We start from the raw sequence: 11,633 nt of genomic DNA, 5'->3' as shown, positions 1-11,633 counted from the left end.
CTTCCGCGGCCTGACCCCGCTGGTGCTCGTGGCGGCACCGCGCCGCGCCCGCACGCTCGTGCACGAACCCGTGCACCGCGCCCGCGCTCGTGCACGAACCCGTGCACCGCTTCCGCACCGAGGCACCCGCGGACACCCTCGGCGCCCTCCTGCCGGCACCGGCCGCACTGCGCCCGGTGCCGCGCACCACCCGCACCCACGGCCCGCTCCGCGCCCTGGAGGGCGAGGCGCCCGCCGCCCGGGTGCACACGCCGGAGCAGCGGCTGACCGGCCTGACCCGAGGCGAAGGCGAACCGGAGAGCGCCTTCGACCACGACGCGCCGGTGCGCGGGGACACCGTTCGCGAGGGCCGCGCACCGGCCACAACCCCCCGGACCGCAAGGAGCGCCTGCTGAACCTGGCCCGCCGCGTCGGCGGCCGGGACCGCAGCTGACCCGCTCGGCCGGCCGGGCGCCGGGCGGCGATGCGGCCTTGCGGCGGACACCGGGCGGCGGACCGCCCTTGCGCAGAGACACGGGGCAGCCCTCGCGCGCGGACACGGGGGGCCTGCCCTTGCGCGAGGTACGGGAGTGGAGGGTCCGCCGTCGCGTGGGGACACGGAGCGGCGGGCCCGCCCGTGCGGCGGACACGGGACGGCGGCCCGCTCTTGCGCCGGGCGAGGGGCGGTTGACCCTGCCCCCACGTCAGGCTTCAGTCTGTACGCCGACGAAAGGGCAGGTGAATGAGCTACTCCGTGGGCCAGGTGTCGGCGTTCGCCGGGGTGACGGTGCGCACGCTGCACCACTACGACCGGGCGGGGCTGCTGTCGCCGGGCGGCCGCAGCCACGCCGGGTACCGGCTGTACGACGACGCAGACCTGGCACGACTCCAGCAGATCCTCTTCTACCGGGAACTCGGCTTCTCCCTCGACGAGATCGCCGACATCCTCAAGGACCCGCAGGCCAACGCGCTGGAACACCTGCGGGCACGGCAGCGCGCGCTGGGCGAGGAGATCGCCCGGCTGCGGCGGCTGGCCGAGGTGGCCGAGCGCGCCATCGAGGTCCAGCAGACCGGCGTGTCCCTCACCCCCGAGGAACGCTTCGACGTCTTCGGCGAGATCACCTTCGACCTCAGCTACGCCACCGAGGCCCGGCTGAAGTGGGCCGGCTCGGACGGACAGCGGGAGTCGATGGCCCGGGCCGCCGCGCACAGCAAGGAGGACTGGCGGCAGCTCATGCGCGAGGCCGCCGCCTGGCGCGCGGAACTGCTCGCCGCCTTCGACGACGGCGAGAGCGCCGACGGGGAACGGACCATGGACCTCGCCGAGGAGCACCGCCTGCACATCTCCCGCTGGTTCACCTCGTGTCCGCCCGCCATGCACCGGCGCATCGCGGACGACATCGTCGCCGACCCGCGCGCCTTCGCGCTCGTCGTCCCGCCCTCCCAGCAGCGTCCCGGCCTCGCCGCCTACCTGGGCAAGGCCGTGCACGCCAACGCGGCCCGCCGCACCGGACCCGGGGAGAACCGATGAGGATCCTGATCGCCGCGGCCGGATCGAGGGGCGACGTCGACCCCTACACGGGCCTGGGCGCCGGACTGCGCCGGGCCGGGCACGAGGTCGCCCTGGCCGCGCCGGACGCGTTCGCACCGCTGGTCCGCCGCGCCGGCCTGGAGTTCCGCGGCCTGCCCGCCCGGCCCGAGGCCCGGGGCGACGTCGCCGGCCGGCGGGGACTGATGCGCAGCGCCGCCGCGTTCGTCACCGGGCTCGCGCGGGGCTTCGCCGACGTGCTGGACGACGACACCGACCTGCTGGTGCTGTCCACCACCACCGCCCCGCTCGGCCGGCACCTCGCGGAAGCCGCGGGCATCCCGAGCCTCGACACGCACCTCCAGCCCACCACGCCGACCGGCGACTTCCCGCCCGTCGTCGGCGGCACCCGCTCCCTGGGGCGCCTCGGCAACCGCGCCGCGGGACGCCTCGGGCTGCGGATGGCCGACCGCCTCTACACCGAGGCGGTCGCCGGGCTGCGACGTGACCTCGGCCTGCCCCCGCTCCGCCCCGCCGCCGCGCGCCGCCGTCAGGAGGCCGCGGGCCGTCCGGTCCTGCACGGCTTCAGCGAGCACGTCGTACCCCGCCCGGCCGACTGGCGCGCGGGCCTGGAGGTCGTCGGCAACTGGTGGCCGTACGCCGACCCGGAGGCGCGGCTGCCCGCGGAGCTGGAGGACTTCCTCACGGCCGGGCCGCGACCGGTGTTCGTCGGGTTCGGCTCCATGGCGGGCGGTGACGGCCGGCGGCTGACCGAGCTGACCGTACGAGCGCTGCGCCGAGCGGGGCTGCGCGGCGTCCTCCAGTCCGGCAGCGCGGGGCTCGACGCCGCCGGGGACGACGTCCTGACCGTCGGGGAGGTGCCGCACGCCCTGCTCTTCCCGCGCGTCGCCGCCGTCGTGCACCACGCGGGCGCGGGCACCTCGGCGGCGGCACTGCGCGCCGGGGTGCCCTCCGTGCCCGTGCCGGTGGCGGCCGACCAGCCCTTCTGGGCCGCCCGGCTGGCCGCGCTCGGCGCCGCCACCCGGCCCGTGCCGTACGCGGCGCTGACCGCCGAACGGCTGGCCGGCGCCCTCGACCGCGCCGTAGGGGACCCGGGGCACGCGCGCGCCGCGGCCACCGCCGCCCGCCACCTCGCGGCCGAGGACGCGGTGTCCCGCACCCTCCGGACGATCGAACACCTGGCCGACCGTGCGGGGCGGTGACCAGGCGGCACCGCGCCACGGCGCACGGGCTGCCGCCTGTGCCGGTCCGGCGGCCGGACGCTGCCCGCCCGTGCCCCCGGCGGCCGCCGCCCGTCCCGGCGTGCGCGGCGACGCCGCCGGCCGTCGGGTGGGCCGCGTCAGTGTGCCGGCCGGTCGTCGGGCGGGGCCGCGTCAGCGTGCCAGCCGGTCGACCGCCTCCAGGACCGGGCCGACGCCGTCCTCCGCGCGGATCCGGGCGCCCAGGCGCTCCGCCCGCCGCCGGTGCGCGGTCTCCCGGGTGGCCCGGGTGAGGGCCGCCGCGAGGCCGTCCGCGGTGACGCCGCGCAGCGGTACCGCGCACGGGGCCACCCCGAGGGAGACGAGGCGCTCGGCCCAGAAGCCCTCGTCGAACTGGACCGGCAGCGGCACCGCCGGAACCCCGGCGCGCAGCCCGGCCGCGGTCGTGCCCGCTCCCGCGTGGTGCACCACGGCAGCCGTCCGCGGGAACAGCGCCGCGTGCGGCACCTCACCGATCGTCAGCATGTCCTCGCCCGCCGCCGCGAGCCCGCCCCAGCCCCGCTGCACCACCCCGCGCAGCCCGGCCAGGCGCAGCGCCCGCACGATGGTCCCGCTGAGCCGGGCGGGGTCGGGCACGGTGGCGCTGCCCAGCCCGACGAAGACCGGCGGCGGCCCCGCGTCCAGGAACTCCCGCACCCGCGCCGGAAGCCGGTCGTCGCGGTCGTACGGCCACCAGTAGCCGCACACCCGCAGCCCGGGCCGCCAGTCACGCGGCCGGGGCACCACCAGCGGGCTGAACCCGTGGAACACCGGCAGCCGCAGCCCCGCCCGGATCCGGCGGGTGGTGCCGAGACGGGCGGGCGGCAGCCCCAGGCGGGCCCGGACGGTCGGCACGGCCGCCGAGAAGACCCGCTCCATCGCGAGGTTCACCCCGTGGCCCGCGAGGCGGTTCGCCGCCGCCCCCCAGTGGCCGCCGCCGAGCAGCGGCGGCGCGAACTCGCGGGTCGGGGAGAGCGGTTGCAGGTGCGTGCCCATGCTGGGCAGGCCCAGCGCCTCGGCGATGGCGTGCCCGACCGGCCCCAGCGAGCCCGACAGCAGCAGGACGTCGCTCTTCTCGGCCGCTGCGACCAGGTCGTCCGTCATCCGGGCGAGCGCCGCCCGGACCAGACCCACGGCCCGCAGCATCTTGCCCGCGTCCGTCGCACTGCGGTGCAGCCCCCGCCCGCGCGTGGACTCCAGTTCGGCCCGCGGGTCCACCGGAAGCGGGTGGAAACCGAGGCCCGAGCCGGCGACCAGCGGCTCGAAGCACGCGTGGGTGACCACGGTGACCGCGTGGCCCGCGCGAGCCAGGCCGTGTCCCAGCCCGGTGAAGGGGGCCACGTCTCCCCGGGAACCCGCCGTCATGATCGTTACGCGCACGTCGGCCAGTATGGCCGTGCCGCCGCCCGCCACCGGCGAACGACCCGTCCATGTCGGCGCGCCCACCCGCGCAGCCGCAGGGGGACCGCCGGCGCGCACGGGCGCCCGGCCGTCCCCGTCAGGCCCCGGGCCGCCGGGCGGCCCGGAGCCCGGACGAGCGCTCAGAGCCCGAGTTGCCGGGCGGCGGCGTCCACGGTCTGCTCCAGGAGCGTCGCGATGGTCATCGGGCCGACCCCGCCAGGCACCGGCGTGATCAGCGAGGCACGCTCCACCGCGGAGTCGAAGTCCACGTCCCCGACGTTGCCCGCGTTGTAGCCCGCGTCGATCACCACCGCGCCCGGCTTGACGTCCTCGCCGCGCACCAGCCGCGGCCTGCCCACCGCCGCCACGACGATGTCCGCCTCACGCACCACCGACGGCAGTTCCCGGGTCCGCGAGTGGCAGTACGTCACCGTCGCGTCCCGGGCCAGCAGCAGCATGCCCACCGGCTTGCCGAGGATCGCGCTGCGCCCGACCACCACCGCCCGCTTCCCGGCCGGGTCCACCTCGTAGGCGTCCAGCAGCCGCAGGATCCCGCCGGGAGTGCAGGAGACGAACCCGGGCAGCCCGAAGCTCATCGTGGCGAACGAGGCGAAGGTGACGCCGTCGACGTCCTTCTCGGGCGCGATGGCCTCGAACGCGGCCCGCTCGTCGATGTGGTCGCCGACGGGGTGCTGCAGCAGGATGCCGTGCACCGACGGGTCCGCGGACAGCGACCTCAGCGTGCCGACCAGCTCGTCGGTGCCGGTCGTCGCGGGCAGCTCCACGTGCCGGGAGGCGATGCCCGCCGTACGGCACCGGTTCTGCTTCATCCGGACGTAGGTGACGGAGGCGGGGTCCTCGCCCACCAGCACCGTCGCCAGACACGGCGGGGTGCCCGTGCGGGCGGTGATCTCGGCGGCCTTCCGCGCGGTCTCGCCGACGATGCGCCGGGCGAGCGCGGTGCCGTCCATGAGGCGGGCCTGGGACATGTCCACTCCTGAGCGTGCGACGGATCGCCCAGGCGCGCGGCTGTGACTTCGGCTGGGGCCGCTCCCCGGTGGTGCTCCACCTCAGCGCCAGTCACGGCCCGGCCCCACCCTATGCCAGGAGGGACCGGGAGATGCCGGGGGAGGCAGGCCGGGGACGCGCCGCCGACCGCGCCCGGGGAGGACCCTCACCGGCGGCGGCCGTGGCGGGCGCCCGGGGTGCGCGCCACCGGCGTACGGGCACGGTGCCGGGCCGCGCGCAGCAGCGACCGCAGCAGGACCGCCGGCAGGGACCTGGCCGCCGTGCCGGCCGGCCCGGCCCGGCGCAGCAGCGGGGAGCGAGCCTGCCCCAGCCCGGCCCGGGCCGAAAAGGACCAGGTCAGCCGGGAGCTGACCTGGAACCTCGCGGTCCTCCTCGTCACTCGTCCCATGCCTGGATCATGATCTGGTCGGTGATCTTGCCGTCGCGCAGCGAGACCATGGACTCGGCGAGCACCCGGACGCCGTCCGGATACGCGCAGGACTCGGCGTACGCCGCGCGGTCGCCCTGGACGACGCACTGCTCCAGCCGGTGCGTCATGTCGCGGCCGTAGACGTCCTCCAGCATCGAGCCGATCTCCGCACGTCCTCTGAGGACCTTGGGGTGGCTCGGCTGGGAGTCGCGGTCCACGATGCGGATCTCGGCGTCGTCCGCGTAGAGCGACAGCAGAGTGGACGCCGTGTGCTCCTCGATGCCCCGGCGCAGCGCACCGGTGTCGAAGACGGGACCTGCCGTGGTCGCCATGGTGGCCTCCTAGGAGGAGCCCCGGGGCCCCGGGGCCCCGAACAGCGGCCCTTCACGGGCCTCTCCTTCGAGCGTCCTCCGGCCCGCCGCCCCCGGCAAGCGCGGCCGCCCACGCGATGCCCGTCACCCCGCCCGCCCCGGCATCACCGCGCGCGGACGGCCGCTCGCCCTGACGGGTGAGCGGCGGCCGGGGCCCGTGTCCGGCCGGGGCCCGGCGGCGTTGCTGAGGGCATGATCTCCACTCGACGTATCGTCGCCGTCGCCTCCCTCGCCGTCTCGGTCGCGGGACTCGCCGCCCTGCCCGCGAACGCGGCCGACTCGGCCGTCCCGGTGATCGGCCGGGCGGTCCCCACCGGCCTGCTCGACTCCCTCGGCCGTACCGGCATCCCCGCCGGCCGGCAGGACGAGGTGCCCCCGGTCTCCGAGCAGCTGTCCTCGCTCCACCACGTCCAGGACCTCAACCAGCTCAGCCGGCTGAACGCGGTCACCGGGCTCGTCTCCCCGCTGTTCGGACTGGTCCCCGCGGTCCAGTACTGAGCCGCGCGTCCGGTGTGCGGCGACCGGGTGGCGGCGGCACCGGACCGTGTGCCGCCGCCACCCGCTCACGGCGTAGGGTCGCAGCGACGGACAACGGCCGACGGAAGGGACCACCACCATGGCGCAGGAAGTGCGCGGCGTGATCGCACCCGGGAAGAACGAACCCGTACGGGTCGAGACGATCGTCGTGCCGGACCCGGGGCCCCAGGAGGCCGTCGTACGGGTCCAGGCCTGCGGCGTGTGCCACACCGACCTGCACTACAAACAGGGCGGCATCAACGACGAGTTCCCCTTCCTGCTCGGCCACGAGGCCGCGGGCATCGTCGAGTCGGTGGGCGAGGGCGTCACGGATGTCGCACCCGGCGACTTCGTCGTCCTCAACTGGCGTGCCGTGTGCGGCGCCTGCCGCGCCTGTCTGCGCGGGCGGCCCTGGTACTGCTTCGACACCCACAACGCGCGGCAGCGGATGACCCTCACCGACGGCACCGAACTCTCCCCGGCCCTCGGCATCGGCGCCTTCGCGGAGAAGACGCTGGTGGCGGCAGGACAGTGCACCAAGGTGGACCCGGCCGTCTCCCCGGCGGTGGCCGGACTGCTCGGCTGCGGGGTGATGGCCGGCATCGGCGCCGCCATCAACACCGGCGACGTCGGCCGCGGCGACTCGGTGGCCGTGATCGGCTGCGGCGGCGTCGGGGACGCGGCCGTCGCCGGGGCGCGCCTGGCGGGCGCCGCGAAGGTGATCGCCGTCGACATCGACGACCGCAAGCTGGAGACCGCCCGCGCCATGGGCGCCACGCACACCGTCAACTCCAAGGACCACGACCCGGTCGCCGCCATCCGTGACCTCACCGGCGGTTTCGGCGCCGACGTCGTCATCGAGGCGGTCGGCCGCCCGGAGACCTACCGGCAGGCGTTCTACGCCCGCGACCTGGCCGGCACCGTCGTCCTGGTCGGCGTGCCCACCCCGGAGATGAAGCTGGAGCTGCCGCTGCTCGACGTCTTCGGGCGCGGCGGCGCGCTGAAGTCGAGCTGGTACGGCGACTGCCTGCCCTCCCGAGACTTCCCGATGCTCATCGACCTGCACCTGCAAGGGCGCCTGCCGCTGGACAAGTTCGTGTCCGAGACCATCCGGCTCGACGAGGTGGAGCAGGCGTTCGAGCGGATGCACCGCGGCGACGTGCTGCGCTCGGTGGTGGTGTTCTGATGGCGGCCCGTGTCGAACGCCTCGTCACCAGCGGGCAGTTCACCCTCGACGGCGGTACCTGGGACGTCGAGAACAACGTGTGGATCGTCGGCGACGACCACGAGGCGATCGTCATCGACGCCGCCCACGACGCCGAGGCCATCGCCGCCGCCCTCGGCGAGCGCCGGCTCACCGCCATCGTCTGCACCCACGCCCACAACGACCACGTGAACGCCGCCCCGGCCCTGGCGGACCTCACCGGCGCGATGATCTGGCTGCACCGCGACGACCTGCCGCTGTGGAAGATGACCCACCCCGGCCGGGAGCCCGACCAGCACCTGCTCGACGGGCAGGTCATCGAGACGGCCGGAGCCGACCTGAAGGTCCTGCACACGCCCGGCCACGCGCCGGGCGCGGTCTGCCTCCACGACCCGGGCCTCGGCGTCGTCTTCACCGGCGACACCCTCTTCCAGGGCGGCCCGGGCGCCACCGGCCGGTCCTACTCCCACTTCCCGACGATCATCGACTCCATCCGCGACCGCCTCCTCACGCTGCCGCCCGGGACGAAGGTCCTCACCGGCCACGGCGAGGCCACCACCATCGGCGCGGAGGCCCCGCACCTGCAGGAGTGGATCGACCGCGGACACTGACACACCCGGCACCGCCCCCGGGTGAACCCGCGCCGAAAGGCGACAGGAGATGTCCGGCTTCCACGCGACCCTCGACGAGCACACCGCACACGAGAGTCACGAGAACCACAGGAGGCCGGACATGTCACGTCCACTGGAGGGCAGGGTCGCGCTCGTCGCGGGCGCCACCCGGGGAGCGGGCCGCGGCATCGCGGTGGAACTCGGCGCCGCCGGGGCCACCGTCTACGTCAGCGGGCGCACCACCCGCGCCCGCCGCTCGGAGTACGACCGCCCCGAGACCGTCGAGGACACCGCCGACCTGGTCACCGAGGCCGGTGGGCACGGCATCGCCGTCCCCACCGACCACCTGGACCCCGGCCGGGTGCGCGCCCTCGTCGACCGCATCGCCCGCGAACAGGGCCGCCTCGACGTCCTCGTCAACGACATCTGGGGCGGCGAGAAACTCTTCGAGTGGGACACCCCCGTGTGGGAGCACGACCTGGACAACGGCCTCAGACTGCTCCGGCTCGCCGTGGAGACGCACGCCGTCACCAGCCACCACGCCCTGCCGCTGCTGCTGCGCCGGCCCGGCGGCCTCGTCGTCGAGATGACCGACGGCACCGCCGATTACAACCGGGACACCTACCGGGTCAACTTCTTCTACGACCTCGCCAAGGCGTCCGTCCTGCGGATGGCCTTCGCCCTCGGTCACGAACTCGGTCCGCGCGGCGCCACCGCGCTCGCGCTGACGCCCGGCTGGATGCGCTCGGAACTGATGCTCGACCAGTTCAAGGTGTCCGAGGAGAACTGGCGCGACGCCCTGGAGCACGTGCCGCACTTCGCCATCTCCGAGACGCCGCGTTACGTGGGCCGCGCCGTCGCCGCCCTCGCCGCCGATCCCGGTGTGGCCCGCTGGAACGGACGGTCCCTGTCCAGCGGGGGCCTGGCCCGGGAGTACGGCTTCACCGACCTGGACGGCAGCCGTCCCGACGCCTGGCGCTACCTCGCGGAGGTCCAGGACGCGGGCAGACCGGCGGACACGACGGGCTACCGCTGACCTGCGGCGGGCCGCCCCGTCACCGGTCGCCGGCCGTCGCCGGCGGCCGCGCCGCGGTCACCGGCCAGCGGGCCGGGTGACCCGGCGGCAGCGCGAGATCGGCCCGTACGGCCGCGTAGTACTCCTGGCGCGCGGCCCGCTGGCGCTCCAGCAGTTCCTGCCACGCCTCGGGTTCGCGCCGCTCCTCGCGCAGGAACCGTTCCATCTCCATCACCACCAGGACCCACCCCCGGGCCTTCTCCACGACCTGCGGGCTGCCCAGCATGATCAGTGCCTCACCGGCGGGGTCGCGCGCCAGGACGGCCTCCGTCAGCAGCGGCTCGGCGTCGCAGAGGGGAAGCGGATGCGGGTGCGGGTCGTTGCCGAGGTGGGAGGCCACCCGGTAGGTCAGCGTGACCGACGTCTTCAGCGACCGGGCGTAGTCCGAGTACACCGCCAGGCGCCGCTCCTCCCAGCGCGTCGCGCGCTCCCGTTCGGACCGGACGCGGTCGCTGCGCACGACCGCCAGGTACGAGCCGAGCGCGCCGATCACGACGCCTATGAGTGCGGGGAGTTGCTGCATGAACGCCGACATGCGGTGCACGCTATCTGCCGGGCCGGACGTGAGCGCAGTAGGTTCTGGCCCATGACGGACACGAGGCGTTTCGAGGGACACGGGGTGCTCGTCACCGGTGCGGCGCGCGGCATCGGCGCCGCCGTCGCACGGCGGCTGGCCGAGGAGGGGGCGCGGGTCCTGGTCACCGACGCGGACGGGGCCGGGGCGGAGAGGACCGCGGCGGCCCTGGGCGAACGGGGGCTCACCGTCCGGGCGTCGGCGTGCGACGTGACGGACCGGGCCGCGGTGGAGGCGGCCGTGGCCCACGCGGTGGACGCGTTCGGAACGCTCGACGTCCTCGTCACCTGCGCGGCCCGCTGCACGCCCGACACCCCGCTCTTCGAGGACGGCACGGACGAGGCGTGGGAGCGCGACCTCGACGTGACCCTGACCGGCGTCCACCGCTGCTGGCGCGCCGCGCTGCCCCACCTGGCCGCCTCCGGCCGGGGCGCGATCGTGGGCATCGGCTCGGTCAACGGCCTCCAGGACTTCGGCAATCACGCCTACAGCGCGGCCAAGGCGGGCCTGGTCTCGCTCACCCGCACCCTCGCCGGGCACGCCGCCGGGCGCGGGGTCCGCGTCAACCTGGTGGTGCCCGGCACCGTCCGCACCTCGGCCTGGGAGGGCCGGGAGGACGACCTGGAGCAGGTCCGCGGCCTGTACCCGCTGGGCCGGGTCGGTGAACCGGAGGACATCGCCGCCGCCGTCGCCTTCCTCGCCTCGCGCGACGCGGCCTGGATCACCGGCACCGCCCTGACCGTCGACGGCGGCCTCACCGCGGTCAACACCGGCTTCCACACGGCGCTGCACGCACCCCGCCGCACCGGCTGAGTCCCGGCCGAGTGTCACCGTTCCGTCTCGAAGTGAGCCGCTTTACAACCGGAACGTCCGCCCGGCGGTCTAGTTGTCCGACACCACGGACACCTGAACCAACCGAGGGGGAAGCCCGCCATGAGGCACATGGCCAGACGAGGAGCCGTCGTGCTCGGCGTCACCGGACTGGTGGCGCCGCTCGCGCTCGCGCTCGGCACGGCTCCGGCACAGGCGGCGACGAGCTGCACGACGTCGACCGGGCCCTACCAGAAGAAGGTCGAGAAGTTCCTCGGCCGTCCCGTCGACGGGCGGCAGTCGGCCGCCGACTGCAAGGCGATCAAGGCCTTCCAGAGCAAGCACGGCATCACGCCCACCATCGGGTACGCGGGCCCTGTCACGTGGGGCGTGATGGATCTCATGAACAAGCAGAAGGCCGTCGGGAAGAACCCCAACAAGGACGGCCGGTGCCCGACCGACAAGGGCCGCATAGCCTGCGTGAACCTCACGCTCCAGCTCAGCTGGATCCAGGACGGCAAGCGGCTCGTGTACGGTCCCGTGCCGGTGCGCACCGGGCGCGACAAGTACGAGACCCGCACCGGCCTGAAGAAGATCTACTGGCGGCACATCGACCACGTCTCGACGCTGTACCACGTGAAGATGCCCTACAGCCAGTTCTTCGACGGCGGCCAGGCGTTCCACTCCGTGGGCGTGAGCATGTGGAACCCGCCGGGCTCGCACGGCTGCGTCAACATGACGTCGAAGGACGCCAAGAAGTACTGGTCGCTGCTGCGCAAGGGCGACGACGTCTTCGTCTACGGCCGCAAGCCCGGCACCTGAGAAACGCAGGGGACGGGCGGGCCGGCTCCGGTCGACGTGATGAGC

Annotated in this window: 14 protein-coding genes and 1 riboswitch; of the genes, 9 read left to right on the top strand and 5 right to left on the bottom strand. The window is 75.1% G+C overall.

The window, feature by feature from the left end:
- The first annotated feature begins 89 nt into the window (after positions 1–89).
- The 3 genes from IG64_RS43165 (at position 90) to IG64_RS01545 (ending at position 2,730) form a co-directional block, all read left to right on the top strand.
- Complete coding sequence (locus IG64_RS43165) at positions 90–395, top strand: hypothetical protein (RefSeq protein WP_037851096.1); 306 nt, start codon at positions 90–92, stop codon at positions 393–395.
- A 326-nt stretch (positions 396–721) separates the two neighbouring features.
- On the top strand, positions 722–1,510 hold the full coding sequence (locus IG64_RS01550) for a MerR family transcriptional regulator (RefSeq protein WP_037851094.1): 789 nt from the start codon (positions 722–724) through the stop codon (positions 1,508–1,510).
- Positions 1,507–2,730, top strand: a complete 1,224-nt coding sequence (locus tag IG64_RS01545; protein ID WP_037851092.1) for a glycosyltransferase — start codon at positions 1,507–1,509, stop codon at positions 2,728–2,730. Before IG64_RS01550 ends, IG64_RS01545 begins: the two co-directional genes overlap by 4 nt.
- A gap of 171 nt (positions 2,731–2,901) precedes the next feature.
- Here the strand turns inward: IG64_RS01545 and IG64_RS01540 are convergent, their stop codons facing one another.
- The 4 genes from IG64_RS01540 to IG64_RS01525 form a co-directional block, all read right to left on the bottom strand.
- Positions 2,902–4,131, bottom strand: coding sequence for a glycosyltransferase (locus tag IG64_RS01540; RefSeq protein WP_037851289.1), 1,230 nt, complete (start codon positions 4,129–4,131; stop codon positions 2,902–2,904).
- Between the two features lie 176 nt (positions 4,132–4,307).
- Entirely contained in the window at positions 4,308–5,156 is an 849-nt protein-coding gene (locus IG64_RS01535) for a bifunctional 5,10-methylenetetrahydrofolate dehydrogenase/5,10-methenyltetrahydrofolate cyclohydrolase (protein ID WP_037851090.1), read from the bottom strand.
- 19 nt (positions 5,157–5,175) lie between these two features.
- Positions 5,176–5,261: riboswitch (ZMP/ZTP riboswitch) on the bottom strand.
- 80 nt (positions 5,262–5,341) lie between these two features.
- Positions 5,342–5,584 carry a hypothetical protein gene (locus IG64_RS01530; RefSeq protein ID WP_158771440.1) on the bottom strand — a complete coding sequence of 81 codons (243 nt, stop codon included), beginning with the start codon at positions 5,582–5,584 and terminating at the stop codon, positions 5,342–5,344.
- Positions 5,572–5,937, bottom strand: a complete 366-nt coding sequence (locus IG64_RS01525; RefSeq protein WP_037851085.1) for a nuclear transport factor 2 family protein — start codon at positions 5,935–5,937, stop codon at positions 5,572–5,574. The genes IG64_RS01530 and IG64_RS01525 overlap by 13 nt, the downstream gene beginning before the upstream one ends.
- A gap of 231 nt (positions 5,938–6,168) precedes the next feature.
- On the opposite strand from IG64_RS01525, the gene IG64_RS01520 reads away from it, so the two are divergent.
- The 4 genes from IG64_RS01520 to IG64_RS01505 all read left to right on the top strand — a co-directional run bounded on the left by IG64_RS01520 (position 6,169) and on the right by IG64_RS01505 (position 9,343).
- Positions 6,169–6,474: a hypothetical protein gene (locus tag IG64_RS01520; RefSeq protein WP_037851082.1), complete on the top strand. Its 306-nt coding sequence runs from the start codon at positions 6,169–6,171 to the stop codon at positions 6,472–6,474.
- Between the two features lie 118 nt (positions 6,475–6,592).
- Positions 6,593–7,678: an S-(hydroxymethyl)mycothiol dehydrogenase gene (locus tag IG64_RS01515; RefSeq protein ID WP_037851080.1), complete on the top strand. Its 1,086-nt coding sequence runs from the start codon at positions 6,593–6,595 to the stop codon at positions 7,676–7,678.
- Positions 7,678–8,307: an MBL fold metallo-hydrolase gene (locus IG64_RS01510; protein WP_037851078.1), complete on the top strand. Its 630-nt coding sequence runs from the start codon at positions 7,678–7,680 to the stop codon at positions 8,305–8,307. Before IG64_RS01515 ends, IG64_RS01510 begins: the two co-directional genes overlap by 1 nt.
- Before the next feature lie 121 nt (positions 8,308–8,428).
- Complete coding sequence (locus tag IG64_RS01505) at positions 8,429–9,343, top strand: SDR family oxidoreductase (protein ID WP_037851287.1); 915 nt, start codon at positions 8,429–8,431, stop codon at positions 9,341–9,343.
- Positions 9,344–9,362: 19 nt separating this feature from the next.
- Here IG64_RS01505 and IG64_RS01500 read toward each other — a convergent pair whose 3' ends face one another.
- Positions 9,363–9,917: a hypothetical protein gene (locus tag IG64_RS01500; protein WP_037851076.1), complete on the bottom strand. Its 555-nt coding sequence runs from the start codon at positions 9,915–9,917 to the stop codon at positions 9,363–9,365.
- A 51-nt stretch (positions 9,918–9,968) separates the two neighbouring features.
- Between IG64_RS01500 and IG64_RS01495 the strand changes: the two genes are divergently transcribed.
- The gene (locus IG64_RS01495) at positions 9,969–10,769 is read left to right on the top strand and encodes an SDR family NAD(P)-dependent oxidoreductase (protein WP_037851074.1); all 801 of its coding nucleotides are present in this window, start codon (positions 9,969–9,971) and stop codon (positions 10,767–10,769) included.
- A gap of 120 nt (positions 10,770–10,889) precedes the next feature.
- Positions 10,890–11,588: a L,D-transpeptidase family protein gene (locus tag IG64_RS01490; RefSeq protein WP_037851072.1), complete on the top strand. Its 699-nt coding sequence runs from the start codon at positions 10,890–10,892 to the stop codon at positions 11,586–11,588.
- The last annotated feature ends 45 nt before the right edge of the window (positions 11,589–11,633 follow it).

It is taken from the genome of Streptomyces sp. NRRL S-340 (assembly GCF_000720185.1).
GTDB lineage: Bacteria > Actinomycetota > Actinomycetes > Streptomycetales > Streptomycetaceae > Streptomyces.
This window is presented reverse-complemented; position numbering and strand designations above follow the sequence as displayed.